At 68.6% G+C, this 25,919-nt stretch carries 24 protein-coding genes; 3 read left to right on the forward strand and 21 right to left on the reverse strand.

What is annotated here, in order from left to right; translation table 11 throughout:
* Positions 1 to 2: 2 nt before the first annotated feature.
* Entirely contained in the window at positions 3 to 677 is a 675-nt protein-coding gene (locus ABFK29_RS05940) for a haloacid dehalogenase type II (protein WP_005860393.1), read from the forward strand.
* A complete protein-coding gene (locus ABFK29_RS05945; protein WP_005860395.1) occupies positions 677 to 1,498 on the forward strand; it encodes an alpha/beta fold hydrolase in 822 nt (273 codons plus the stop codon). The genes ABFK29_RS05940 and ABFK29_RS05945 overlap by 1 nt, the downstream gene beginning before the upstream one ends.
* A gap of 210 nt (positions 1,499 to 1,708) precedes the next feature.
* On the opposite strand, the gene truB is transcribed toward ABFK29_RS05945, so the two are convergent.
* The 3 genes from truB to ABFK29_RS05960 form a co-directional block, all read right to left on the reverse strand.
* Complete coding sequence (truB, locus tag ABFK29_RS05950) at positions 1,709 to 2,626, reverse strand: tRNA pseudouridine(55) synthase TruB (RefSeq protein ID WP_005860397.1); 918 nt, start codon at positions 2,624 to 2,626, stop codon at positions 1,709 to 1,711.
* Positions 2,627 to 2,725: 99 nt separating this feature from the next.
* A complete protein-coding gene (locus ABFK29_RS05955) occupies positions 2,726 to 4,036 on the reverse strand; it encodes an MATE family efflux transporter (protein WP_347100194.1) in 1,311 nt (436 codons plus the stop codon).
* 130 nt (positions 4,037 to 4,166) lie between these two features.
* Positions 4,167 to 5,006: a LysR family transcriptional regulator gene (locus ABFK29_RS05960; RefSeq protein WP_005860401.1), complete on the reverse strand. Its 840-nt coding sequence runs from the start codon at positions 5,004 to 5,006 to the stop codon at positions 4,167 to 4,169.
* Positions 5,007 to 5,097: 91 nt separating this feature from the next.
* Between ABFK29_RS05960 and ABFK29_RS05965 the strand changes: the two genes are divergently transcribed.
* Positions 5,098 to 5,322, forward strand: coding sequence for a hypothetical protein (locus ABFK29_RS05965; protein ID WP_040604737.1), 225 nt, complete (start codon positions 5,098 to 5,100; stop codon positions 5,320 to 5,322).
* Here the strand turns inward: ABFK29_RS05965 and ABFK29_RS05970 are convergent.
* From ABFK29_RS05970 to ABFK29_RS06055, 18 genes are all read right to left on the reverse strand, one after another.
* Entirely contained in the window at positions 5,301 to 5,900 is a 600-nt protein-coding gene (locus ABFK29_RS05970) for a hypothetical protein (RefSeq protein WP_005860403.1), read from the reverse strand. The genes ABFK29_RS05965 and ABFK29_RS05970 overlap by 22 nt on opposite strands.
* 11 nt (positions 5,901 to 5,911) lie before the next feature.
* The gene (gene metG, locus ABFK29_RS05975) at positions 5,912 to 7,624 is read right to left on the reverse strand and encodes a methionine--tRNA ligase (protein ID WP_005860405.1); all 1,713 of its coding nucleotides are present in this window, start codon (positions 7,622 to 7,624) and stop codon (positions 5,912 to 5,914) included.
* Positions 7,625 to 7,963: 339 nt separating this feature from the next.
* A complete protein-coding gene (locus ABFK29_RS05980) occupies positions 7,964 to 9,526 on the reverse strand; it encodes an isochorismatase family protein (protein ID WP_005860407.1) in 1,563 nt (520 codons plus the stop codon).
* An 11-nt stretch (positions 9,527 to 9,537) separates the two neighbouring features.
* Positions 9,538 to 10,389 carry an N-acyl homoserine lactonase family protein gene (locus tag ABFK29_RS05985; RefSeq protein ID WP_005860409.1) on the reverse strand — a complete coding sequence of 284 codons (852 nt, stop codon included), beginning with the start codon at positions 10,387 to 10,389 and terminating at the stop codon, positions 9,538 to 9,540.
* Between the two features lie 28 nt (positions 10,390 to 10,417).
* The gene (locus ABFK29_RS05990) at positions 10,418 to 11,302 is read right to left on the reverse strand and encodes an amidohydrolase family protein (protein ID WP_005860411.1); all 885 of its coding nucleotides are present in this window, start codon (positions 11,300 to 11,302) and stop codon (positions 10,418 to 10,420) included.
* Positions 11,299 to 12,396, reverse strand: a complete 1,098-nt coding sequence (locus tag ABFK29_RS05995) for a vWA domain-containing protein (protein WP_005860414.1) — start codon at positions 12,394 to 12,396, stop codon at positions 11,299 to 11,301. Before ABFK29_RS05995 ends, ABFK29_RS05990 begins: the two co-directional genes overlap by 4 nt.
* Positions 12,393 to 13,274, reverse strand: a complete 882-nt coding sequence (locus ABFK29_RS06000) for an AAA family ATPase (protein ID WP_005860416.1) — start codon at positions 13,272 to 13,274, stop codon at positions 12,393 to 12,395. Before ABFK29_RS06000 ends, ABFK29_RS05995 begins: the two co-directional genes overlap by 4 nt.
* Positions 13,274 to 14,296 (reverse strand): xanthine dehydrogenase family protein molybdopterin-binding subunit, encoded by a 1,023-nt coding sequence (locus ABFK29_RS06005; protein WP_005860417.1) that lies wholly within the window; start codon positions 14,294 to 14,296, stop codon positions 13,274 to 13,276. Before ABFK29_RS06005 ends, ABFK29_RS06000 begins: the two co-directional genes overlap by 1 nt.
* Positions 14,296 to 15,990: a xanthine dehydrogenase family protein molybdopterin-binding subunit gene (locus ABFK29_RS06010; protein ID WP_005860419.1), complete on the reverse strand. Its 1,695-nt coding sequence runs from the start codon at positions 15,988 to 15,990 to the stop codon at positions 14,296 to 14,298. The genes ABFK29_RS06005 and ABFK29_RS06010 overlap by 1 nt, the downstream gene beginning before the upstream one ends.
* The gene (locus ABFK29_RS06015) at positions 15,987 to 16,463 is read right to left on the reverse strand and encodes a (2Fe-2S)-binding protein (protein WP_005860421.1); all 477 of its coding nucleotides are present in this window, start codon (positions 16,461 to 16,463) and stop codon (positions 15,987 to 15,989) included. Before ABFK29_RS06015 ends, ABFK29_RS06010 begins: the two co-directional genes overlap by 4 nt.
* A complete protein-coding gene (locus tag ABFK29_RS06020; protein WP_005860422.1) occupies positions 16,463 to 17,263 on the reverse strand; it encodes an FAD binding domain-containing protein in 801 nt (266 codons plus the stop codon). Before ABFK29_RS06020 ends, ABFK29_RS06015 begins: the two co-directional genes overlap by 1 nt.
* The gene (locus ABFK29_RS06025) at positions 17,260 to 17,694 is read right to left on the reverse strand and encodes an SRPBCC family protein (protein ID WP_232281579.1); all 435 of its coding nucleotides are present in this window, start codon (positions 17,692 to 17,694) and stop codon (positions 17,260 to 17,262) included. The genes ABFK29_RS06020 and ABFK29_RS06025 overlap by 4 nt, the downstream gene beginning before the upstream one ends.
* A gap of 15 nt (positions 17,695 to 17,709) precedes the next feature.
* Positions 17,710 to 18,147, reverse strand: coding sequence for an SRPBCC family protein (locus tag ABFK29_RS06030; RefSeq protein WP_005860426.1), 438 nt, complete (start codon positions 18,145 to 18,147; stop codon positions 17,710 to 17,712).
* On the reverse strand, positions 18,147 to 21,044 hold the full coding sequence (locus tag ABFK29_RS06035; protein WP_005860428.1) for a flotillin family protein: 2,898 nt from the start codon (positions 21,042 to 21,044) through the stop codon (positions 18,147 to 18,149). The genes ABFK29_RS06030 and ABFK29_RS06035 overlap by 1 nt, the downstream gene beginning before the upstream one ends.
* Before the next feature lie 23 nt (positions 21,045 to 21,067).
* Positions 21,068 to 21,895: a phosphoenolpyruvate hydrolase family protein gene (locus ABFK29_RS06040; RefSeq protein WP_005860431.1), complete on the reverse strand. Its 828-nt coding sequence runs from the start codon at positions 21,893 to 21,895 to the stop codon at positions 21,068 to 21,070.
* Positions 21,892 to 24,081 (reverse strand): ABC transporter permease, encoded by a 2,190-nt coding sequence (locus tag ABFK29_RS06045; protein WP_005860433.1) that lies wholly within the window; start codon positions 24,079 to 24,081, stop codon positions 21,892 to 21,894. The genes ABFK29_RS06040 and ABFK29_RS06045 overlap by 4 nt, the downstream gene beginning before the upstream one ends.
* Positions 24,074 to 24,871 carry an ABC transporter ATP-binding protein gene (locus ABFK29_RS06050; RefSeq protein ID WP_005860435.1) on the reverse strand — a complete coding sequence of 266 codons (798 nt, stop codon included), beginning with the start codon at positions 24,869 to 24,871 and terminating at the stop codon, positions 24,074 to 24,076. Before ABFK29_RS06050 ends, ABFK29_RS06045 begins: the two co-directional genes overlap by 8 nt.
* The gene (locus tag ABFK29_RS06055) at positions 24,868 to 25,917 is read right to left on the reverse strand and encodes a branched-chain amino acid ABC transporter permease (RefSeq protein ID WP_005860437.1); all 1,050 of its coding nucleotides are present in this window, start codon (positions 25,915 to 25,917) and stop codon (positions 24,868 to 24,870) included. The genes ABFK29_RS06050 and ABFK29_RS06055 overlap by 4 nt, the downstream gene beginning before the upstream one ends.
* Positions 25,918 to 25,919 lie beyond the last annotated feature (2 nt).

The following is a 25,919-nucleotide window of genomic DNA, read 5'->3' on the forward strand; positions in this document are numbered from 1 at the left end:
GCATGGCGAAGGTGGTGGTGTTCGACGCCTACGGCACGCTGTTCGACGTGGCCGCGGCGGCGCGGGTCGTGGCGGAGGAGCCAGGGCGCGCTGCGCTGGCGGCGGTCTGGGGGCAGGTCGCCGAGGACTGGCGGCGCAAGCAGCTTGAGTATTCGTGGCTGCGGGCCGTGACAGGCGACTACGTGCCGTTCTGGAACCTGACGATGGACGGGCTGGACTGGGCGATGGAGCGCGCGGGGCTGGACGACCCGGAGCTGCGCGAACGACTGCTGGCGGTCTACTGGGAACTGCCCGCCTACCGCGAGGTGCCGTTCATGCTGGCGGCCCTGAAGGCGAAGGGCGTGGGCACGGCGATCCTGTCGAACGGCAGCCGCGACATGCTGGAGGGCGCGGTGGACTCGTCGGGCGTGGGGCTCTACCTCGACGAGGTGCTGTCGGTGGAGGCGGTCCGGGTCTTCAAGCCCGCCCGCGCGGTCTATGACATGGTGGGCACGGCCTTTGGCACGGCACCGGGCGAGGTGCTGTTCGTGTCGTCCAATGGCTGGGACGCGGCGGGGGCGGCGGCCTACGGGTTCGAGACGGTCTGGGTGAACCGCGGCGATTTGCCGATGGACCGGCTGATGGCAAAGCCCGACCATGTGCTGAACGATTTGACGACGATACCGGAGAGGGTGTGATGGCGACTTTCACGACGTCCGACGGGGTGGAGATCTTCTACCGCGACGAGGGCGAGGGCGTGCCACTGCTGTGCCTTGCAGGGCTGACGCGCGACGGGCGGGACTTCGATTTCGTGGCCCCGCATCTTGAGGGTGTGCGGCTGATTCGTCCCGACTATCGCGGGCGGGGGCAATCGGGCTGGGCCGAGTTTTCGACCTACACCGTTCCGGTGGAGGGGCGCGACGCGGTCGAGCTTCTGGACCATCTTGGGCTGGAGAAGGCCGCCGTTCTGGGCACCTCGCGCGGGGGGCTGATCGCCATGGGGCTGGCGGCGACGGTGAAGGACCGCCTGCTGGGCGTGGCGCTGAACGACATCGGGCCGGAGATCGCGGACGCCGGGCTGGAGGTCATCAAGGGATACCTCGGGCGCAGGCCGCCGCAGAAGACGCTGGCGGAGGTCGCGGCGCGGCGGGCGGAGGTGATGACCGGCTTTGTCGGCGTGCCCGAGAGCCGCTGGCTGGAAGAGGCGGAGCGGATCTTCGTGCAGGAGGAGGACGGGGTCGGCCTGACCTACGATCCGGCGCTGCGCGACGCGGTGCTGGGCGGCGGGGCGCAACCGGTGGCGGATCTCTGGCCGTTCTTCGACGCCTTCAAGGGGCTGCCGCTGTGCGCGCTGCGGGGCGAGAACTCGGACCTGCTGTCGCGTGAGACCTTCGAAGAGATGAAAGCGCGGCGCCCGGACATGATCGCCGTGGAGGTGAAGGGGCGGGGACACATCCCCTTCCTCGACGAGCCGGAGGCGCTGGACGCGCTGCACCGCTGGATCCGGATGCTGCGCTGAGTCGAAGCCGGATTCGCCGGGTGGTTCTGCCCGGGCGCGCGGCCCTTGTCGGAGTGCTTCTGTCGTGAGCCGTTCGCGTGGGAGACGCGCCCCCGCGCCCCGCTTGGGCCGCAGCCCATCCGCCCGCCCCGCCGCTCCGACGGGAACGCGGGGGCGCATGGGCGCAGGACTTGCGCCGCCGGACGACGGTCGGACGTGCTTCCCGGCCCGTCAGGCGTCGGGCAGGTTGAAGACGCGGGCGGGGTGGAGTTCACCGGCCTTGTAGCGGCCCACGGCGACCGGGCGGCCCTCGTGGCTGGCCCAGGCCTCGTCGCCGTATTCGACGTCGCCCGCGGCAAAGACCATGCCCGGGTTGCCGTTCCTCAGGCGGGTCGCGCCCTCGGCGGTGGCCTTGAGTTCCGGCAGGTCGGTCAGCCCCGCCTCGACCGGCAGGAGCCGGGCGTCGAGGTCGGGGGTGCGGGCCTCTGCGTCGATCTGCTCCAGCGTCACGGCGTTTTCGAGGTCGAAGGGGCCGGACCACAGGCGGCGGAGCGTCAGGACATGCGCATGGCAGCCGAGCGTCTTGCCGAGGTCACGCGCGATGGAGCGGACGTAGCCACCCTTGCCGCAGGTCATTTCCAGAACGGCGGTGTCGGCGTCGGGGCGGTCGGTGAGCACCAGCTCTTCGACCCAGAGGCGACGGGCGGCGATGTCCATCTCCTCGCCGTCGCGGGCGCGCTTGTAGGCACGTTCGCCGTCGATCTTCACCGCCGAGAACTGCGGCGGCACCTGCATGATCTCTCCGACGAAGCCGTGCAGCGCCTCCTTGATCTCGTCATCGGTGGGGCGCAGGTCGCTTTGGGCCGTGATCTCGCCCTCGGTGTCGTCGGTGTTGGTCGCCTGGCCCAGCCGGATGGTGAAGGCATAGGCCTTCGTGGCGTCGGTGATGTAGGGCACGGTCTTTGTCGCCTCGCCCAGGGCCACGGCGAGAAGGCCGGTCGCCTCCGGGTCGAGCGTGCCGGCATGGCCCGCTTTCTTGGCTTCCAGCGCCCAGCGGACCTTGTTCACGACGGCGGTCGACGTCATGCCCGCCGGTTTGTCGACGATCAGCCAGCCGGAGATGTCCCGGCCCTTGCGCTTGCGTGCCATGTGCTGCCCTTTCGCGGTAAGGCGCGCCGGGTAGCAAGGCCATCGCGCGCTGTCAATCTTGCCCGGGGGATCGTCGGAACCGGGGGCGCGGCCGGGGCGTCAGGTCGTGCCGGAGACCGGGGTTTTCCTCAGGTCCGAGAGATCCAGCAGGCCCGCCCGGTTGCAGAGCCACAGCGCGCACGCCACGGCCCAGAGGTTGGAGATCACGAAGGCGCCGACGATGCCGGGAAAGCCCGCCACGCTCGCGCCCAGCCAGGCGAGCGGCACGTAGACCAGCGCGATCCGGCTGGCCGAGAGGCCCATGGACCACAGCGCCCGGTCGCGGGCGTTCATCGCGGCGTTTGCGGTCACGAGGATGCCGTAACCGAAGAAGCCCGTCGCGCCCCAGCGCAGGTAGGTGGTGGCATGGGCGGCGGCGTCTCCTCCGTCGGTCATCAGGTGGGCGAGGGTGGGGGCCGCGACGGACAGCACGGCCGCCAGAAGCGCGCCATAGCCCGCGCAGGTGAGGAAGGTGAGCCGCGTTGCGGCGCGGGCGCGGTCGTGTTTGTCGGCGCCCCAGGCCTGCCCCACGACCGGGCCGATGCCCGCCGAGAGGGCAAGCATCGGCACGAAAAGCAGCGACTGCACCCGGGTGGCGGCGCCGAAGCCCGCGACGGCGGCATCGCCCAGCATCGCGGCGGCGGAGGTCACAAGCGACAGGCCCAGCGGGTTGATCGCGTTGGACAGCGCGGCGGGGCCGCCGATCCGGGCGATGTCGCGAGAGCTTTCGCCGAGGCCCTGCAGGCAGCTCCGGCTGATCGAAAGGCGTCCGCTGCGCAGCGAGAAGATCACCAGCCCGAAACAGCCCAGCGTGCGGGCGAGGAAGGTGGCGATGCCCGCGCCTTCGGTTCCCATGGCGGGGATGAAGGACGCGCCGAAGATGAACAGCGGGTCGAGCGCGATGTTGAGGATGGCCTGCGCCACCATGACCGTGGCGGAGATGTGGCTTTCGCCGCCCGCACGGAACACCGCGTTCAGGCCCATGGCGGCGACCATGAAGGGGAAGGAGGCGCACCACCACGGCACGAAGGACAGGGCTTCGTCCCGGACGGCGTCGGTGGCCCCCATGAGCGAGAAGATCGCGGGGGCGGAGACGTAGAAGGCGATGGCGGTGACAAGTCCCAGCAGCGCCGCGACGATCAGTGCGTGAAGGGCGAGGCGGGCGGCGTAGGCGTCGTCGTCTCCGTTGCGTCCGAAGGCCTGGCTGACGACGGCCGAGGTGCCCGCGCCCATGCCGATGCTGAGCGAGGTCAGCGCAACGATCACCGGGTAGACGAAGCCGATGGCTGTCAGCGCGTCGGTCCCCGCCCGGGCGAGGAACGCGCTGTCGGCGATCCCCACGGAGAGGGTGCCGAGGATGCCGATGCTCATCGGAGCGGAGACCCGCCAGAGCGCGCGAGAGACGGGGCCGGAGGTGAGATCGCGGTTCGGTTTGCCATTTGCCATGGCGACGGAGATGGCGCGAATGGATGCGAAGGCAAGAATGTTTGCGGCTCGGGGCCTATGCCCTAGGGGCGGGTGCCGTGCACAGCGCCTGTGCGAGCGCGTCGAGCGCGGCGCGGATCGGTGGGTCGTGGCGCGCCTCGTGGTGCGAGACGAGCCATTCGTCGTGGGTCAGCGTTTCGATGGGCTCGGACAGGCGGGTCAGGCCCGGCTCAGAGTCGCCGGCGAAGCAGGGCAGCACGATCCGCCCGAAGCCGTTCAACGCGAGATCGAGGCACAGGCGGCTGTCGCTGGCGGTGGTGAGGATGCGGTCGGCGTGGCGGTCGTGGACCCAGCGCTGAGAGGGCGGCTTGTCGGCACTGGCGGGCAGGGTGACGAAACGGTCCGGCGCGTCGGGCAGGCCGTAGACGGCGTAGTGGATGGGGCGGGTGCGCTGTCGCGCCAGCCACTGGTGGTCCGGCGCGCGGTTGCGGATGCCGATGTCGGCCTCGCGCCGGGCCAGATCGAGGGCGGCGTTGGAGGGCAGGAACTCCGGCACCCAGAGGCCGTCCGGGTCGGGCGCCAGCACCTGCGCGAGGAAGCGCGACGTCCAGAAGCCTGCGGTGATGCGCACCCGGCGTGGGCCGTTGTCGCTGTGGAGGAACCGGTCGACGCGGCGGCGGAGCGCGGAGAGGTCGGCAACCTCGTCCGCCAGCGCGCGGCCTTCGCCGGTCAGCGCGTAGCCCGCCTTGCCGCGCAGGAAAAGCGCGCGTCCGGTCTGTGCCTCCAGCGCGGTCATCCGACGGGAGAGCGTTGGCAGCGGCGTGCCGGAGAGCCTGGAGGCGGCGGTCAGGGAGCCGTGCTGCGCCACGAGCAGGAACAGCGTAAGGTCGTCGAGGCTGGGCGCACTTTCATTCATGGAAGTCAGTTTGCGGAGGTGTGCAGTATTTTCAAGCCAAATGGCATGAGAGTCTGCCTCCAGATCACAAACGAGATTTCAGGAGTGAAATATGTCCTTTCCGTTTCCCATCCTTCGGACCGTCGTCGCAGCGCCCGCAACCGCAGAGGCTGCGGCTTTCGAGGCGCGCGTGAGAAGTCACCGGCGCAGGGCCCGCCGGCGCGCCATTCTGCGCCTGAGGGCCGCGATCCTCGGTCGGCGAAAGCTGAAGGCGGCAGGGCTGTCGGAAGACCGCACCGTCGCCCCGGCGGGCGGTCAGGCCCGCATCAGGGTCTGACCGAAGCCGCCGAAGTGCAACATGCTGCTGGCACTGTTCGTCCAGAAACCGGGCCAGTGTGCGCCCATGGCGGGGTGATGCCAGACGCGCACGTCGGTTTCGGGCGGCAGAGTGTTGAAATCGGGCTCGTCCCGCGTGCGGAGATGGCCGGAGAGGCCGAAGAACCCGTTGACCAGAACCGTCATGATGAGGGCATCCTCGGGCGTCATCTGAAGCCGGCGCCAGCCGGGCGGAACGGTTTCCTCCGAGCCGGTCACCCAGTCGCCGGACACGAACAGGCGTTCCGGGTAATCGGGGCGATACCCGAGGCTGTAGACGCCCTGGTTCTCGACGATGAAGGTGATGTAGCCGTTGCTGGAGGCGTGCAGTTCTTCCGGGCGGAAGATCCGGTCCTGCGTCAGGAGGAGCGGCAGTCCGGAGTGAAATACGTCGGTGCCAAGCGCGTCCGACACTTCGGTCACGGGCTTCAGGCACGGCAACTGGCCGGGCGTCATGTCCCGTTCCGGGATGACGATGTCGGGACGACCGACCCAATCAAGCAGGAGCTTCAGCGCATCCTCGATGGTGGTGACGATCAATTGGTCCTCCCTCACGCGCGCGTTCCGGCGAAACGCTGCTGCCAATCTTCGCGCTCCGCATCGGTGATCTTGCGGAAAGTGACGTCCGGCACAGTGAATGTGTGACCTTGGGGCAACATTTCAAGGGCGGCGGGCACGTCGACCGGCCAGCTTTCGTCATCGGTCTGCATGGCGGCCAGCAGGTCGGCGCATGCGTCGGGGATGAAGGGCCGCGAGATCACGGCGTAGAGGCGGATGAGGTTCAGCGCGAGGCGGATCTGCATCGCGGCCTGCTCCGGATCCGTCTTGAACGTGGTCCAGGGCGCGACTTCCTGCAGGTACTCGTTGCCGAGCACCCATGCGCCGCGCAGGGCGGCGGCGGCCTTGCGGATCTCGATCGCCTCCATGTGGGTCTCGTACTCGCGGACCTTTGCGGTCAAGTCGGCGATGAGCTTGGCCTCGGCCGCGCCGGGCGTGCCGCCTTCGGGCACCGCTTCGGAGAACTTGGAGCGGCAGAACTTCGTCACGCGGGAGGCGAAGTTGCCCAGCACGTCGGCGAGGTCCTTGTTCACGCCGGACTGGAAGCTTTCCCAGGTGAATTCGGCGTCGGAGGTTTCCGGCACGTGGGACAGCAGCCACCAGCGCCAGTAGTCGGCGGGCAGGATCTCCAGCGCCTGATCCATGAAGACGCCGCGCCCGCGCGAGGTGGAGAACTGCCCGCCGTCGTAGTTCAGGTAGTTGAAGGACTTGATGTAATCGACAAGCTTCCACGGCTCGCCCGAGCCGAGGATCGTGACCGGGAAGGACAGGGTGTGGAAGGGGACGTTGTCCTTGCCCATGAACTGGGTGTAGCGCACGTCGTCGGCGCCCTTGTCGGTGCGCCACCAGCGTTCCCAGTCGGTGCCTTTCCCGGCGTCGACCCATTCCTGACCGCAGGCGATGTATTCGATGGGTGCGTCGAACCAGACGTAGAAGACCTTGCCCTCCATCCCCGGCCACGGCTGATCGCCCTTCATCACGGGCACGCCCCAGTCGAGGTCGCGGGTGATGCCCCGGTCCTGCAGGCCGTCGCCGTCGTTCAGCCATTTCTTGGCGATGGAGGTGGTCAGCACCGGCCAGCCCTCGCGGGTGTCGATCCATTTCTCCAGCTCGTCCTTCATCGCGGACTGGCGGAGGTAGAGGTGCTTGGTCTCGCGCATTTCCAGATCGGTGGAGCCTGAGATGGTGGAATGCGGATTGATCAGGTCGACCGGGTCGAGCTGTTTCGTGCAGTTGTCGCACTGGTCGCCGCGCGCGGAGTCGAAGCCGCAGTTGGGGCAGGTGCCCTCGATGTAGCGGTCGGGCAGGAAACGTCCGTCGGCCTTTGAATACATCTGGGTTTCAGAGGTTTCGCGGATCAGCCCCTGTTCGTCCAGCACCTTGGCGAAGTGCTGGGTGAGGCGCTTGTTCGCGTCGGAGGAGGAGCGGCCGAAGTGGTCGAACGACAGGCGGAAGCCCTCGGCGATCTTTGCCTGCACCTCGTGCATCTCGGCGCAGTAGTCCGCGACCGGCTTGCCCGCCTTGGCGGCGGCGAGTTCGGCGGGGGTGCCGTGTTCGTCGGTGGCGCAGAGGTACAGGACTTCGTGGCCACGGGCGCGCAGGTAGCGGGCGTAGAGATCGGCGGGCAACTGGGAACCGACGAGGTTCCCCAGGTGCTTGATGCCGTTGATGTACGGAATGGCAGAGGTGATGAGGTGGCGGGCCATATGCGTCTTCCTTCGCGAGCGTCAGCGCGGGTTTAGCGGAGTGGCGGCGCAGTGGCCAGTGGTCACCCTTGGGGGGGTGCAGAATCTGCACCCTACGGGGCGCCGTGCGGGCGGCGATGCGGGTTTACGGACCGGCGGTCGCACGGCGTTGGGGCGGGAACCTTGGCTGCCGCAGGGGCAAGCGGGGCAGGCGCTGCCGTGGGGCGGACCGTTCGCAGCGGGCGCCACATACGGATGAGCGTCCGCGACCGGTCCGTCGTTCGTGGATAGGCATGTCCGAGACCGGTGCACGGACTGTCGGCCCCGGACATCCCGTTCCGGGCACCCGGTGGCGACCCTTCAGCCCAGCGCGCCGATGACCTCGTCGACCTTCGTCACCAGCGCCACGTTCTGCATCGCATAGTCGATGCTGGCGCGGTGCCAGTCGGCGTTCATGGTGGAGCAGCCGTCCTCCGGGATCACCATGACATAGCCCTTGTCGGCGCCGGTGCGGGCGGTGTGCTCGATCGACATGTTGGTCCAGGCGCCGGTCTCGATCAGGATGTCGCGGCCCTCGGCCTTCAGCACGGTTTCGAGCGAGGTGCCCTCCCACGCGCTCATGCGCATCTTCTCCACCACGTGATCGCCGGGCTGGGGTTCCAGTCCGTCCACCGCCTGCGCGCCCCATGTGCCCCGGACCATGGCGGATTCGTCCAGCAGCCCCTCGAACAGCGGCGCGTTCAGCGTGAAGCCGGGCGCGCCGGGGTGGACGAGGAAATACACGTGGATCACCGGCACGCCCAGTTCGCGGCAGCGCGCGGCGAGACGGGCGATGTTGGCGATGGCGTTCTGGTCGCGGCAGTGTTGCGGGCTGCCCGACGCGGCAAAGGCGCCGCCCTCGATCACCACGTCGTTCTGCATGTCCTGGATGATGAGAGCGCAGCGCGATGCGTCGAGCCCGAGCGCATCGTCCCCCTGCGCAGGGGCCGAGGGGCGGGATGCGCCGCGCGCCCGCATGAAGGGTTCGTTGCGCGGACCGACCTTCACCGGGATGGCGTAGACGCTGGTGGAGGCGGCGACGTAGAGCGTGCGCCAGTCGTCCCCGCCCCAGTGCAGGTTGGCGGGTTTCTCGGGGATGGCGACCTTGCCGATCAGCTTGCCGCCGGGCGCATAGACCCAGAGCCCGCCGGGCGCCGTCACCCAGACGTTGCCGGAGGCGTCGCACTTCATGCCGTCTGGCACGCCTTCGAGCAGGCTGTCGCGGATGCCGCTGGCGAAGACCCGCCCGTTCGAAAGCGCGCCGCCCGGACCCACGTCGTATACCCGAATGTTCGCCTGCTCGGTGTCGTTGATGTAGAGCCGCGTCTCGTCCGGCGAAAAGCAGAGCCCGTTCGGCATGGTGAAGAGGTAGCGGTCCACCACCAGCTGCGGATCGTCGCCGGGGCGGTGGTCCGGCGGCAGGCGGAAGACGCCTTGCCAGCCCAGATCGCGCGGACGTTCGACCCCGAAGCCGGGCATCCGTCCGTACCACGGATCGGTGAACCAGACGGAGCCGTCCGACTTCACCACGATGTCGTTGGGGGAGTTCAGCTCGCGCCCTTCGAAGTGGGAGGCCAGCACCTCGCGCGTGCCGTCGGGCTGGAAACGCGCCACGGAAGAGGTGCTGTGTTCGCAGACCAGAAGGTTCAGGTCCGCGTCGTAGGTCATGCCGTTGCCCTTGTGGGAGGGGCTCATGACGTCGCGCACCCCGGCGCGGTCCATCCGGCGGCGCACGTCGCCCGGCATGTCCGAGAACAGCAGGTAGTGGTCCACCGGGTGCCAGATCGGCCCCTCGGTGAAGATGAAGCCGGAGCCGGGCTGCCGGACCGGCGCGTGTTCGTCGATCAGGTCCCGGAAGGCGGGGTCGAGCGCTTCGTGGGCCATGTCAGTCCTCCTCAGGCGGGAAACCAGTCGCGGCGCGGCACGGATTGCTGGACCGGTCCGGGGACCGACATGCCCATCCGCCCGACCACGCGGCCATGCTCGACCTTCGCGGGCGCGTCATGGATCGGCAGCAGGAACTTCGCGCCGGAATACATCAGCTTGCGGATCGCGCCCTTCTCCTGCCGCTTGGTGTTCCCGTGGTTGCCGGTCACCTGGTATTCCTCGGGGCCGAAGGTGCGCACGGGTTGGATGATCTGATCGTTGAAGTCGTAGATCACGTCGCCGCAGATCGTGGCGCGGCCCTCGTCGGTGTCGACGTGCACGTTCATCGACCCTTCGGTATGGGCGCCCGCCTCTTCGATGAACACGCCCGGGATCAGTTCGACCGGGCCGGAGATCGCCAGATCCTCCAGCCGCAGAGCGCCCGGGTGGTGCAGACGTTCGACAAGGTGGATGATGTCGGGCTTGGGGTACTGCGGGTGCATGAGGCCGGAGACGGAGTATTCCAGTTCGCGCCGGTTGATGACCACGGTGGTGTTCATCGGGAAGTGATCGTCCTTGCCTGCGTGGTCGATATGCAGGTGGGTGTGCAGCACGTAGCGCACGTCGCCCGGCTTCACCCCGTGGTTGGCCAGTTGCCGCTCGATCATGTTCTCGTGGAACTGGAGGCCGCGCATCCCCAGCGTCTCCATGATCGCGTTGTCGCGGTAGCCGGTGTCCACGACGATCGGGTACATCCCGCCCAGGATCAGGAAGCCGTAGACCGGCACCCTTCGCACCCGTCCGCAGTCGCGCCCGAGCACGAGGAAACTCGATTCCAGTTCGATGTCCCCGTAGTCGAGTATCTTGATTTCCAGCCCCATCGTGTCCTCCCCTTCGTCGTTCGTTGCGTCACGCCAGCCGGTAGACCCGGGTGGCGGTGTCGTGGAAAATCGCCTGCTGCTCGACGGTGCTGAGCCCGCCCGCCGCGCGGCGGTGGGCGTCCAGCAGGGCGGTGTAGTCGGTCCAGAGCTTCTCGATGGGGAAGTTTGATCCCCAGAGGCAGCGGTCCGCGCCGAACATCCCTACGGTTTCCGTGGTCAGCCAGCCGATCAGGTCCGGGTCGAGCCGGTGTTGGAACGTGCCGAAACCCGAGAGCTTCGAGACCACGTTTGGGCACCCTGCCAGCCGCTCCATCGCGGCGCGCCATCTGGCCCGGCCCGCGTCGGAGGTGTCTTCCAGCATGCCCGCATGTTGCAGCACGAAGGTCACGTCAGGGCAGGCGCGGGCGAGGTCGCAGGCGCCGTCCATCTGGGCGTCGAAGACCTGGAGGTCGAAGACGAGGCCGTAATCCGCCAGCCGCGCGACGTTCTTCTGCACGGTCGCGTCGAGGCAGAGATCGGCATGGGGCGCGAAGCGGTAGGTGGGGTTCTGGTGCCAGTGGAACTGCTGCCGGATGCCGCGCAGGTGCGGGAAGCGGGCCAGCCGGTCGAGGGCCGGGCGCACGTCCTCCGCACCCATGTCGGCATAGGCGACGAGGCCGTGGGGCCAGCCGGTCTCCGCGATCAGGCTCTCGATCCAGGCGGCCTCGTCCTCCGCCTTGTCGGTGGGCCAGTTGGCCTGCACGTAGACCGATTTCGTGACGCCAGTGCCCGCGATGTCGTCGAGGTATTCGGTCATCGGGTAGTCGCGGCGGATCGGCTCGTAGGGGCCGAAGATGCGCGGCTGCATGGGGCCCTTCAGCCAGGGCAGATCGTCCTGCCGCCAGACGTGGAAATGTGCATCGACGATGGTCATGCGCGCGCTCCTTTCCGGAAGTCGAGGATCTCGGCCGCGATGGCGGTGGGCGTGTCGCCCGCGCCCAGCCGGTCGAGCAGGGGATGGACGGCGCGCATCGCCTCTGTCTGTGGCCGGTAGGCGGGGTCGGCGGCCAGCGGGGAGAGCCAAAGCACCGACCACGCCAGCGCGCTCATGCGTTCCATCGCACCGGTCAGCGCCTCCGGCCCGCCGCGCTCCAACCCATCCGAGAGGATCACGACCAGCGCGCCGCGTGCGTGGGCGGCGAAGCGCGGGACCGACAGGAAGACCTGCAGCGCCTCGCCCAGCCGTGTGCCGCCGTCCCAGTCCGCCACGAGGCCGGAGGCCAGCGTCAGCGCCTGTTCGCGGTTGCGGTGTCTCAGCGCGCGGGTCACGCGGGTCAGCCGGGTGCCGAGGGTGAAGCATTCCACCCGCTCGCCGCCTTGTTGCAGCGCATGGGCCAGCCGCAGGGCGCCCTCGGTGCTGGACTTCATGCTGCCGGAGACATCGACCAGCAGCAGCACGCGGCGCTGGCGGGTGATGCGGCGGCGGGTGGGCAGGCGGGTGATCTCTCCGTCGCGGCGCAACATCTGGCGGAAGGCACGGCGCGCGTCGGGATGGCGGCCCTTGCCCTTGGCCATGCGGCGGGCGCGGCGGTGGGGCAGGCGGCTCTGCAGGGCGCGGGTGAAGGCGCGCAGTACGGCGTCCTCGTCCCCGGCGGCCAGTTCGCGGACAAAGAGCCGTTCCGCCGCTGTGGCCTCTCCGCCGGAGGGGTCTTCCTCGTCGGGGACGGGCAGCTCCTCGAAGTCGCCCGCGTCGTAGCTGCGCGGCAGTTCTTCGGGATCGCCCGGGGCGGGCGCGGCGAGGCTGCGGCCAAGGAAGACATGATCGAAGACGGTATCGAACATCAGTTGCCGGTCCGGCCCCGGCCCGTAGACGGCGTGGGCGGCGCGGCGGATGGCGGCCATGTCGCTCGGACCGAGCAGCCCCACGGCGGCGATGAAGGTCTCTGTCCGGTCGGGCGTCGCCGGGAAACCGGCAGCCCGAAGCGCCTGCGGGAAGGCGAGGAAGGGGGCGAGCGCGCGCGGGGTCATGCGGCGCTTTCCGACAGGAGCGCGTCGATGCGCGGCGCGATGTAGTCGAGGTCGTCCTGGTCCTTCAGCACAACGCCGATGGCGCGGGCGAAGGCGCGGGGCCACGACCCGCCGCCCCGGTTCAGGAGCGTCGCGGCCTCGGCCCATTCCACGGTTTCCGCAACGCCCGGCGGCTTGGCCAGCGGTTCGGCCCGGAGCGCATTGACCGCCGCCACGACGCGGCGCGCGGTGTCTTCTGCCACCGTGGAGGCGCGCATCATCACGATCCGCTGTTCCAGCTCGGGTGAGGGGTAGCCGATCCAGTGGTAGATGCAGCGCCGCCTGAGCGCCTCGTGCAGTTCGCGGGTGCGGTTGGAGGTCAGGATCACCACCGGCGGCTCCTCCGCCCGGACGGTGCCGCGTTCGGGGATGGACAGGGTGAAGTCGGACAGGAATTCCAGCAGGAAGGCCTCGAATTCGTGGTCGGCGCGGTCGATCTCGTCGATCAGGAGGACACGGTCGCGCGGGGCTTCCAGCGCCTGCAGGATCGGCCGCGCGATCAGGAACCGGTCGTCGTAGAGGTTGACGTAGTCGTCGCCCGCCTGCCTGATCGCCAGCATCTGCCGGGGAAAGTTCCATTCGTACATGGAGGCGGCGGCGTCGATGCCCTCGTAACACTGCAGGCGCACCAGTTCGCGCCCGAGGACGGAGGCGATGGCCTTTGCCGCCTCGGTCTTGCCGACACCGGGCGCGCCTTCCAGCAGCAGCGGCTTTCCGAGTGCGAGAGACAGGTAGGCGGCGGTCGCGAGCCCGTCGTCGGCAATGTACTGGGCGTCGCCCAGCAGTTGCGACAGCGGGTCGGGACCGTCGATGCCCTGTATCGCGCGCCGCACCGCCATCAGAGCGCCTGCCGCGGTTTTGCGCCGCCAAGCGCGCGGATGCCGCGCAGCACCTTTTCCGGGGTCACCGGCAGATCGTCGATGCGCACGCCCACCGCGTCGTAGACCGCGTTGACCACCGCCGGCAGCACCGGGTTGGCGCACATTTCGCCCGGGCCCTTGCCACCGTAGGGACCGTCCTCGGCGGGCCGTTCGAGGATGCTGATATGGTGCGGCGCGAGATCGCCAGGACCGGGCATGAGATAGGTGTTGAAGTCCTCGGGGCGGTTGTCGCGGGTGGGGTAGTAGGGTTCCGTCGTCTCCCATGCCGCGTGGCTCATCCCCATCCACGCGCCGCCGCGCAACTGCTGTTCCACCAGCTTGGGGTTCAGCGCGCGCCCGACCTCGTAGGCGGATTGCATGTCGGTGACGGTGACCTCGCCGGTCTCATCATCGACCTCCACCGTGACCAGCATGGCGGCATGCGCGAAGGTGGTGACGGGGGACATCTCTCCGGTCTCGGGGTCGACTTCGGACAGCGGGATCAGGAAGATGCCGCGCCCGGCGATGGTGCGGCCCTGCTTGAACTGCGCCGCCTGGCTCGCGGCCATGGTGGTGATCGACCGGGAGGGCGCGCCCTTCACGTGGATGTTGCCCTTGCCGTCTGTCGTCAGGTCGCCCGCGTCGACCTCCAGCTCTTCGGCGGCGGCCTCCAGCATGACCTGCCGGGCCTCTTCAGAGGCGCGGATCACGGCGTTGCCCATGCGGTGCGTCCCGCGCGAGGCAAAGCTGCCCATGTCATGCGGGCCGGTGTCGCTGTCGGCGGTGTCGACATAGACGTCTTCCACCGGCACGCCGAGGGTTTCGGCGGCGATCTGGCGGGTGACGGACTTCATCCCCTGCCCGAGGTCGATGGCCGAAAGGGCGACGGTGAACTTGCCGTCGGGATTGGAATGCACCAGCGCCTGTGACGGGTCGCCACCAAGGTTCATGCCGATGGGATAGTTGATCGCCGCGAAGCCGCGGCCACGGTGGACGGTCATCAGCGCCTCCTGAAACCTGAGAGCGACGAAAAGCGCATTGGCCCGCTGCGCGTGGGCTTTTTGCGCATGGGTTCGGGCGTTTCATGCGCAGTCGCGGCCTGAGAGGGCGATTGCGGCACGGATGCGGCTTGCGGTCCGGCCGCCGGTCGCGGCGCCGCCGGGGGCGAGGGCCGCGCGGCGGGTGGCGTGGGGGACGCGCTGTCGCTGCCCTTGCGGGCGTAGCTGGTGGCGGTGAAGCCCTCGACCCTGCCATCCTGATCGGTGACGGTATGGCGGGGCAGCTCGGCCCGCGCGCCGCCGCCGTCCTTCAGGGAGGATGCCGCTTTCATCTGTGGCGACAGGGTGATGCCCGCCTTTTCCGCCACCACCTGCGCGCATTCGATCAGCGCGCAGTTCTTGGCCAGCCGCCTGTGCGCCTTCATGTCGCCGTCGCGGTAGGCATTGAGGATGCGCAACTCGACCGGGTTCATGCCGACCGCTTCGGCCACCTTGTCCATGTGCGCCTCGATGGCGAAATCGACGCCGGTGATGCCGAAGCCGCGCATCGCCGTGGCCGGTGTGCGGTTGGTATATACACAGTACACGTTGGCCGAAACATTGGGGATCGTGTAGGGGCCGGGCAGGTGGCCCACCCCCTTGATGATCGCGTAGGAGCTGAGCCGCGTGTAGGCCCCGGCGTCGAAATAGCCGGTGAACTTGCGCGCAACGATCCGCCCGTCGTTCATCACCCCGTCGGTGACGTACCAGCGTTCCGCGCCGCGCGGTGCGCCGACCTGCATCTCTTCGGCCCGGTCCCAGGCGTATTTCACCGGGCGCCCGGTCATCATCGCCCCGAGGATGGCGAGCGGTTCGTGGATCGAATCCACCTTGCCGCCAAAGCCGCCACCCACCGTGCCGCCGATGAAGTGCAGCCGCGAGGAGGGGATCGACAGCACCTTCGCCGCCGTGCCGAGCGAAAAGAACAGCGCCTGGGTCGAGGTGTAGCAGACGTAGCGGTCGTTCTGCTCGGGCGCGGCGATGGCGCCGCAGGTCTCGATCGGGGCCTGCTCGATCGGCGACATCTGGTAGCGGCCCTCGATAACGTGGTCGGCCTGTCTCAGTGCGGTCTCGACGTCGCCGTAGCGCAGCTTCTGGTGGTCGTACTTGCCGTGGTAGACGAACTTGTTGTCGGGGTAGATGTCGAGCACGGCGGGCGCGCCGGGCTTGATCGCCTCCTCGACGTCGAGCACGTGGGGCAGCACCTCCCAGTCGACGCGCACGGCGCTGGCTGCGGCGCGGGCCTCTGCCTCTGTCGCGGCGATGACGGCGGCGACGGGTTCGCCCATGTAGGCCACCTTGCGGTCCGAGAGGATCGGCTCGTCGTCCAGTCCGAAATCCAGCAGAGACAACAGGGTGTTGAGGTTCACCGGCACGTCGCGCCCGGTCAGCACGCGGACCACGCCGGGCATCCGCTCGGCGGCGCTCGTGTCGATCCGGCGGATGCGGGCATGGTGGTGGGGTGAGCGGGCGCAGCGCATGTGCAGAAGCCCGTCGAAACGGTGATCGTCGAAGAACGGCGAGCGCCCGGTGACGTGGCCCACGATGTCCTGCCGCCGGGTGGGTTTGCCCACTTCGTTCAGGTTGTCGTCGCGTTCGTCGGCGAACAGGTCCTTGCGGAACTCGACCATCGGTCCGCTGGTGGTCATGTCCTTCATGCCCGGGCCCTCCCTTCGGCAACGGCGAGGATCGCGGTGATGATCGGTTCGTACCCGGTGCAGCGGCAGAGGTTGCCGGAGATCGCCTCGACCACCTCGTCTCGGGAGGGGCGCGGGTTGCGGTCCAGCAGCGCCCGGGCGGAGACCAGCATGCCGGGGGTGCAATACCCGCACTGGGCCGCGAAATGGTCCATGAAGGCCTGTTGCAGCGGGTCGGGCGTGACGCCATTGGCCAGCCCCGCGGCTGTCGCGACCTCGCGCCCGTCGACCGCTTCGGCCAGCACGAGGCAGGATAGCTGCGTCTTGCCGTCGATGGTCACGGTGCAGGCCCCGCAGGTGCCCTGTCCGCAGCCGAACTTGGGCGTCATGTCGCCCACGTCGCGGCGCAGGAAGTCGAGCAGGTTCTGGCCCTCTCCGGCAAAGGCGGATCGGGAGATTCCGTTCAGGGTGAAGGTGACGGGTTTCCTGGCCATCAGCGCTGCTCCATCTCTGTCAGGAGGCGTTTAAGATGCACGCCCGCGACTTCTCGGCGATACCAGCCGGAGGCGATCTGGTCGGTTGGCGGGTCCAGCCCCTCGGTCGCGGCGGCGGCGGCATCGGCGATGCTGCGCGCGTCGATGGCGTGGCCTTCCAGCGCGCGCTCCGCCCCGCTGGACCGCAGGGGTGTCGGACCCATGGCGCCAAAGACCACGCGGGCGTTGCGGATGCGTCCGCCGTCGCGCGGCAGGTGCACGGCGATGGACAGGACGGAGACGCCCTTGGGCTTCACGCGGCTGACCTTCAGGAAGCCGAAGGCGCGGCGGTCGCGGGGGCGGGTGACCTCGACCGCCGAGATCAGCCCGGCGCGGTCGCGGTTGCGCAGCACCTCGGCCACCGGACGGGTGCCGGACTGCCCGGCGCCGGTCACCTGCGCGTCCAGTGCAAGCAGTGCTGCGGCGAAATCGCCGTAGGGGTGGGCGGCAAAGAGATTGCCAGCCACGGTCGCCATGTTGCGCACCTGAGGGCCGCCGATCAGCCGCGCCACGGGATGCAGGAAGTCGAGATCGCGGTTGGCCAGCACATCCGCCATGGTGACACCCGCGCCGATGGTGATGCGGTCGCCCGACGCGCGGATCTGCGTCAGGCCCGGATCCGTGACGCGGATGAGACGGGCGGGGGCGGTGCCCTCGTTGACGGCGCGCATGACCAGCGTTCCGCCGCCAAGGTAGGCCGTGTCGCCGCCCATGGCGCGGGACGCCTCGTCCAGCGTGCGGTAGGTTTCGACCGTCGTCATGCTGCCTCCAGTCCCATGAAGTCGCGGACCGCGTCGAAGCCGCCCTGATAGATGTTCTCGGCCACCATGGTCTTGAGCTCGGCCTCGCGCCCGGCGGGCGTGTCGAAGCGGCATTCCCAGTGCCAGAAGGTCATGTCGCGGTCTGTGACCGGGGCCAGCCGCACGTGCGCCACGTAGTTCAGCAGCGGCACGGGCGTTTCCAGCAGGCAGTAGCTGAAGGCCATGTCCGCGTCCGACAGCGTCAGGAGCTGTTCGCGCAGCTCCGATCCGTCGGTGAGGTGGAAGCGCCGCACGCATCCGACCTTGTCCGAAGGGTGTCCCCGGTCGATCACGCTGTCGGCCACCGCCGGGTGCCACTCGTCATGGCCGTTGAAATCGCGCAGGACCTCCCAGACCGCTTCGACCGGCGCGTTGAGAACAGTGCTTTTCACCACATGTACCATCGGTCAGGTCGCCAGGTTGCGTTGCAGGGCGGCAAAGCCCGCCGCGAAGACGTTGGTGCCGATGCCGTCGATCAGGCCCTCGGCGTCCGCCTCGGCGCAGTCGAACTCCGCCGTCCATTCGGCAAAGGTCCGGTCGCCGTCGGTGATCGGTGTCAGCCGCAGGGTCGCGACGTAGTCGGTCAGCGGCATCGGGCTTTCGAGGATGGCGTAGGTGCAGAACAGGTCGTAATCGCTGAGGCCCAAGAGCTTTTCCCGGATGCGGTCGCCGTTCTGCAGGTGGAAGTCGCGCACGCAGCCGACCTTGTCCGACGGTTCGCCGTTCTCGATCCGGCTGTCGCGGATGCGGGGGTGCCAGCGCGGCATGCCGTTGAAGTCGCGCACCCGGTCCCAGACCTTCGCGGCGGGCGCGTCGATGACCGATGAAATGTAGACGCGCGGCATCACTTTTTCCCTTTGGCTTCGGGCGCGTCGCCGCCCGGCGTGTCATCCCCGCGCGCGGATTTCTCGACCGCGTCGCTGATGCGTTTCATGTCCGAGGCTTCGCGGATCAGCCCACCCTGCTTGGCCAGCCCGCCGCCCTCGATCCCGATGTCGGACAGCAGCGAGTCGATCAGCGGGGCCTGCACGCGGTAGCGCAGGGCAGAGTTGATGACCTCGTCCGTGGGGCTGCCGGACCGGTTGCCACCGCCGCCGGTGACCCCGTCCAGTTGCATGATCCGGATGTCCTGGATCTTCTCCAGCGGCTTGACGGAGGCCGACACGATCCCCTCCACATGCTCCAGCAGCTTGCGGCGGAAGAGCGAGGCGCGCGCCGGGTCGGTGAGCACGTTCTCGGCCTCGTTGATGAGCTTCTGGGCCTCGGCCTCCACCGCCTTGCGGACCTTCTCGCCCTCGGCGATCAGCTTGGCCTCGGCGGCGGCCTTCTCGGCCATGGTCACGTCGATGGACTTGCGCCGGTTCGCGGCCTCGGTCTCGCGCACCGTCTTGACCTTCTCCTCAGCCTCGGCGGCCCGTGCACGGGCGGCGTCGGCTTCGGCCCGTGCGGCGCTTTCCTCCAGCGATTTCTGGTAGAGGGAGATGGCCTTCTCCATTTGCGCGGTCTCGACTTCGCGTTCGCGCCCGACCTCCAGCCGGCGGCGGACGGTTTCGTGGTCGATGCGGATCTCGTCCAGGCCCCGTTCGGAGGCGATGCGCGCGCGCTCCACCTCTTCCTGGCTGGCGATCTCGGCCTCGCGCAGGGTCTGCACGCGGGCGACCTCCAACTGTTCCAGAGCCCGGCGGCGTTCGAGGCGGGCGGTCTCCAGCGCGCGCTCGCGCTCGATCTCGGCCTTCTCGACGGCGCGGCGGGCGATGACCTCCGCCTCGCGCACATTGGCCTCGGCGGCGGCGCGCTCGGCCTTGGTATCGGCAAGCTGGATCACGCGGCGTTCCTCGGCCTGCTCGGTGCTGCGGCGGCGTTCGATGTCGGCGACCTCGCGGGTCTTCTGGCTGGCGATGCGCTCTTGCTCCAGCGCCAGTTCCGAGGCGACGCGGGCCTTCTCGACCGCCTCGCGACGGGCGATCTCGGCGTTTTCCAGCTCGCGCTCCTTGTCGATCTCGCGGGCGCGGACCTCCTGGTCGGCGGCGATGCGTTCGGCCTCCAGCGCGCGGCGCTGCGCGATGCGGGCCTGCTCCACCGCCTCGTCGGCGGCGACGCGGGCCTCGTCGATGGTCTTGTTGCGCGCGATCTCGCGCGTGGTGGTGTCGCCGTCGGCTTCGATCCGGGTCGCGGCGATCTGCTTTTCACGGGCGATGCGGGCGGCCTCGACCGCCTCGTCCGCCGCGATCTCGGCGGCTTCGACGGCCTGCTTTCGCTCGATCTCCAGTTCGCGGATGCGGCGGTCTTCGGCGATGCGCGCCTCGCTGATCTGTGCGTCCTGAAGGATGCGCATACGTTCGACGGCCTCGCGTGCGGCGATCTCCGCCTCGTCCAGCGCCTGCTGGCGGGCGATCTCGCGCTGGCGGATGTCCTCTTCGCCCTTGATGCGGGTCTGAGCCAGCAGGAGGTCCTGCGCCATGCGCCGCTTCTCGTTGGCCTCGTTGGCGGCGATTTCGGCGTCGCGCACCGATTTCTGCCGTTCGATCTCAAGCGACTGGGTGTCGCGTTCCTTGGCGATACGCGCCTCTGACAGGGCCTTTTCCTGTTCGATGCGGGCGCGTTCGATGACCTCGCGGGCCGATATCTCGGCCTCGTCTATGGCGCGCTGGCGCTCGATCTCGCGGGCCTGGGTCTCTTGTTCGTTCTGGATGCGGGCCTGCCGGACCGCACGCTCCTGAAGGATGCGCGCGGTTTCGGTGGCCTCCTGCGCCGCGATCTCTTCGGCGTCGTCGGCCTTCTTGCGGGCGATCTCGCGGGCGCGGATTTCGCGCTCGGAGGCGATGCGGGCCTCGGCCACGGCACGCCCGTTGGCGATGCGCGCGCGCTCGATGGCCTCCTGCGCGGTGATCTGCGCGCTCTCGGCTTCGGTCTCGCGCTCGGCCCGTTCGCGGGCCAGCTCGGCGCGCTGCTGCGCGCGGCGGGTTTCGACGTCGCGTTCCTGGCTCAGGCGCGCCTCTTCGCTGGCGCGCTCGATTTCCAGCACCTGCTTTTCGGCTTCGAGGTTGCGGGTGCGGATCAGGATCATCGAATCCTGCTCGATATCGTTGCGCAGCTTGCGGCGGTCCTCGATGTCCTTGATGAGGACCGTGAGGCCCTCGGCGTCGAAACGGTTGGAGGGGTTGAAGTACTCAAGCCCGGTCTGGTCGATGTCGATGATCGCGACGCTCTCCAGCTCCAGCCCGTTCTTTTCCAGATCCTCCTGCGCCTGCTCCTTCACCCGCGCCACGTAGGCACCGCGGTTCTCGTGCATCTCGCCCATCGACATCTCGGCGGCGACGGCGCGGAGCGCGCTTTCGAACTTGCCCGAGAGCAGCCCGTTCAGCCGCTCGGTTTCCAGCGTGCGGCGGCCGAGGGTCGCGGCGGCCTTGGACACGGCGTCCTTGTCGGACCGGACGCGGACGTAGAACTCCGCCTCCACGTCGACACGCATGCGGTCCTTGGTGATCAGCGCATGTTCGCGCGTGCGCTCGACCGCCAGCGGCAGGGTGTTCATGTTCACCGGCGTGATGTCGTGCACGATGGGCCAGACGAAGGCGCCGCCGTCGATCACCACCTTTTCGCCCAAGAACCCCGTGCGGACAAAGGCAATCTCCTTGGTCGACCGGCGGTAGAGCCACTGCATGACCCAGTAAATGATGGCGATCACCACAACGGCGATGATCAGCCACAGGATCAGTTGTCCGATTATCTGGCCACTCACTTCTCAACCCTCCCCGTTGCGCGTTACCGGCCCTTGATGGCCTTGAAAGCGCGCGTTTGATCCGTCAGTGCCACTTCGGTCGGCAGGCGCTCCATCGAGGAGGCGCCGTAGAAGCCGTGGCAGTGCGACGTGTTCTTCAGAATGAATTCAGCATCTTCGGGCATGGCGACCGGGCCGCCGTGGACGAGGATGATGGCGTCCGGGTTGACCGCCAGCGCGGCTTCGGCCCAGGCGTCCACCAGCGCCGGACAGTCGTCCAGTGTCAGCGCGGTTTCGGCCCCGATGGCGCCGCCGGTGGTGAGCCCAAGGTGGCAGACGATGATGTCGGCCCCGGCCTCGGCCATGGCTTTGGCCGAGGTTTCGTCGAAGACGTAAGGCGTTGTCAGCAGGTCCTTTTCGCGGGCCATGCGGATCATGTCGACCTCCAGCCCGTAGCCCATGCCCGTCTCTTCGAGGTTGGCGCGGAAGGTGCCGTCGATCAGGCCCACGGTGGGGAAGTTCTGGACGCCTGCAAAACCGATCCGCTTCAGCTCATCGAGGAACTTGTCCATCAGCCGGAAGGGGTCGGTGGCGCAGACGCCCGCGAGAACGGGGGTCTTCTTCACCACCGGCAGGACCTCGGATGCCATCTCGACCACAATGGCATTGGCGTCGCCGTAGGGCATGAGGCCGGCAAGGCTGCCGCGACCGGCCATGCGGTAGCGGCCGGAGTTGTAGATCACGATCAGGTCGATGCCGCCCGCTTCCTCGCACTTGGCCGAAAGCCCGGTGCCCGCGCCGCCGCCGACGATGGGTTCGCCCCGCGCGACCATGTCGCGGAACCTTGAGAGGATGGTCTGTCGGTCGATCATCTGCGCACCTCCTTGCGGGTCGGGGGCCTGCCGTCGTGGAACTCATGGAAGGCGGTGACGACGGCTGCGGCGAACCCGGGGTCGTTGATGTTCTCGGGCCGCCGGATCAAGCGGCGGGTGGAGGTCTGGCGGACCGTGTCCTCAAGCGCGGTGAAAAGCGCGTGCCGCGCCGCCGGATCGTCGAAGGGCTGGCCGCGCGCGTCGAGCGCCGAGACGCCGCCCTCGGGCAGGAAGAAGCGCACGGGCGCCTCCATCTCGTTCAGGCGGGCGCCGATCCAGCGGCCCATCTGCGCGCTTTCCTCCGGTGTGGTCCGCATCAGCGTGACCTGCGGGTTGTGTTCGTAGAAGGTGCGGCCCCGGTACTTGTCAGGCACCGTGTCGGGCGCGCCGAAGTTCACCATGTCGAGCGCGCCGACTGAGCCGACGTAAGGCATCCGCCGCCGTATCATCGCGCCGAAACGGTCCTCCGTCGCCGGGAAGACGCCGCCGAACATCATGTCGCAGACCTCGGTCGTGGTCAGGTCGATGACGCCTTCGATCTTGCCGGAGTCGATCAGTTTCTCCATGGCCTGACCGCCGATGCCGGTGGCGTGGAAGACGAGGCAGTCGAACTGCTCGTCCAGCGCCTTCACGATCTGTTGCACCGCGGGTGTCGTGACGCCGAACATGGTCAGGCCGATGGCGGGCTTGGTCGCGACGCGGGCGGGGGCGGCCTTGCGGGCCTTGACCATGCCGACCATCGCCTGCGCGGCGTTCGACAGCACCTCTTCTGTGATGGCGTTCAGCCCCTGCACGTCGGCCACCGAGTGCATCATGGTGATGTCGGAGGGGCCGACGTACTTGGCCACTTCGCCCGACGCCACGGTGGAGACGATCAGCTTCGGCACGCCCACTGGCAGGGCGCGCATCGCGGGGGCGACGATGGCCGTGCCGCCGGAGCCGCCCGCCGAGAGGATGCCCAGCACGCCGTCCTGCCGGGCCATCCAGCGTCGGAAGGCCTCGGTCATGCCTGCTACCGATTGGCCGCGGTCATCGGTAAAGACCCCTGCCGCGCCGCGCGGATGAAAGGCGGCGACCTGGTGGGCGGGGATCTCTGCCCCGGAGTGCTTGCCGCTGGTCGAAAGGTCGACCATGCGCACCGGCAGCCCGGCGGCGCGGACGATGTCGCGCATGTAGCGCAGTTCCGCCCCCTTGGTGTCGAGCGTGCCCGCTACGAGAACCACCTGCTCGCCCGACGGCGACAAGGGGCGCAGCGCCGTTTCGACGCCGCTTGAGGTCGGTTGCCCGGTGGTGACGACGCGGGCGGCACGCTCGATCTGGGGCACAGGGACCGGCTGCGACCAGCGGGTCGGGGTCTTCGGGTTCGACAGGTAGATCCTGACGGAACGGGGGCCTTTCGGCTGGCCCGTCGTTGCCGTTTCCGCGTCGTCATCGGTCTGCGGTTCGGGCGTCTCGTCATGAGCATGACGCCCGACGCCCAGCATCCGCTGTTGCAGGTCGCGGTCGGCAGCCAGTTCGCGCGCGGGCACCAACCGGTTGATGCGCCCGTTCACCATGATAGCCACGTGGTCGGCCACGGCGCAGGCAACGCCGATGTTCTGCTCGATCACCAGCACGTCCATCTCGCCCTCGGAGGCCAGGTGCAGCAACATGCTCTCCACCTGAGAGACGATCACAGGGGCCAGCCCCTCGGTCGGTTCGTCCATGATCAGCAGGCGCGGGTTGGCCAGCAGCGCGCGGGCGATGGCCAGCATCTGCCGTTCGCCACCCGACAGTTGCGCGCCGCCGTTGCGCCGCCGTTCGGCCAGCCGTGGGAAGGTGGAATATATGCGGTCCGAGCTCCAGGCGCCGCCCTTCTGCTCCACCATCTTAAGGTGTTCGTCGACGGTGAGCGACCGCCACAGGCGGCGGCCCTGCGGCACGTAGCCGATGCCCATGCGCGCGATTTCGGCCGGCGAGCGGCCCAGCAGGGGCTGACCGCCGAACGTGACCGCGCCGGACGCGGCGGGGACCAGCCCCATGATCGTCTGGCAGAGCGTCGTCTTGCCCATGCCGTTTCGGCCCACGACCGACAGCACGCCGCTTTCGAGCCTGAGATCCACGCCCTGCAGCGCATGGGAGGCGCCGTAGTAGACGTTGAGCCCCCTGACCTCCAGCGCGGCGGTGGCGGTGCGACGGTCACTCATCGCCGCCCCCAAGGTAGAGTTCCTGGACCTCGGGGTCGTTCTCGATCTCTTCGGGGGTGCCTTCCTTGAAGATCCGCCCGTTGTGCATCATCGTCACGCTTTCCGCGACGCGCAGGGCCACGTCCATGTCATGCTCGATAATGATGTAGCCGATGTGGCCGGGCAGGCCGTTGAGGATCGCCACCAGCTCCGCCCGTTCGGTGGGCGACAGGCCCGCCGCCGGTTCGTCGAAGAGGATGATCCTCGGCGCGCCCGCCAGCGCCAGCGCGATTTCGAGCTGCCTTTGCTGGCCGTAGCTGAGGTTGGCGACGGAGGTGTCGCGCCAGTCGGTCAGGTGTACGGCGGCGATCAACTCGTCCGAGCGAGTCAGGAGCGCGTCGTTGGCGGTGGGCCTCAGGAAGGAGAACCGTCCGCGCGACACGCCCCGGCAGGCGAGATAGACGTTGTCGGCCACGGTCAGCCCGTTGAACAGCAGGCTGATCTGATAGGTGCGGCGCAGTCCGCGCCGGATGCGTTCGTAGGCCGGGAAGCGGGTGACGTCCTCGCCGAACAGCCGGATCGTGCCGGAGGTCGGCAGGAAGTCCCCGGTCACGCAGTTGAAGAGCGTCGTCTTGCCGGCGCCGTTCGATCCGAGCACGGCGCGGCGTTCGCCGGACCGCACGGTCAGCGTCACGTCGGAAATGGCGGCGAGGGCGCCGAACAGCTTCGACACGCCCCGCAGTTCCAGCGCGTTCCCGGAGCTGACGGAGCCGAGCGCGTCGGCGGTGCGCCTGTCCTCGACCACGGTCATTCGCTTTCTCCGGTCAGGGGGTCGCCCCGGCGGGCGCGGCGGGCGCGCCAGCGCTCCCACAGGCCGAGGACCCCGTCGGGTGAGAAGAAGACCACCGCGAGGAAACCCAGCCCGATCAGCAGCTTGAAACGTTCGCCGGACATGCCGAAGGCCAGCAGGACATCCGGTGAGAATGTCCGCAGCAGCACGTAGATCAGCGCGCCGATAAAGGCGCCGATGGGTCTGGAGATGCCGCCCACGACGGCGATCACGAGGATATCGATGACCGCCGGGATGCCGGCGGTGCCGGGGGCGATCTGAGCGTTCTGCCAGACGAGGAGGATGCCGCCGATGGCCGCGATGACGCTGGCGAAGGTGTAGGCTGCGACGCGGTGCGCGGTCACGTTGAACCCCAGGGCCGCCATGCGGCGGGGGTTGTCGCGCACGCCCTGCAGCGCCAGACCGAAGGGCGCGCGCGATACGTAGGAGACGGCGGCGTAGCAAGCCAGCGCGCAGCCGAGCGTCAGGTAGTAGAAGGGGGCAGGCTGCCGCCAGTCGATCCCGAAGAGGTCGGGCGGCACCACGAGGTTGAAGCCGGAATAGCCGTTGAAGATCGTGTAGTTCTGCCGGGTGAAGTAGAAGAAGGCCGCTGCGATGGCGAGGGTGATCATGATGGTGTAGATCCCCTCCGTCCGCACGGCCAGCGCGCCGACGATGGTGCCGAAGATCGCGGCGATCAGGATGGCCAGCGGCAGGTAGAGCCACCACGACAGCCCCATGCTCAGCTCGGCCCCCGAGGTGCCGAAGATCGCCACCATGTAGCCTCCGGTCGCTGCGACCGACATCTGGATCAGGCTGACCATGCCGCCGTAGCCCGCAAGGAACATCAGCGACAGGGCGATGATCCCGAGGATGAACGTCCAGCCCATCACCTGGAACAGGAAGAAATCGTTGGCCCAGGCGGGCATGGTCAGGAGGATCACGCCCAGCACCCACCACGCGGGCGGCACCCGTTCGACCCAAAGCGGTTGGGCGTCGTCCTTCGGTCGGTCTTCTGCCAGTGCCATGC

Origin of the sequence: Sagittula stellata E-37, from assembly GCF_039724765.1 — a bacterium.
Lineage (GTDB): Bacteria > Pseudomonadota > Alphaproteobacteria > Rhodobacterales > Rhodobacteraceae > Sagittula > Sagittula stellata.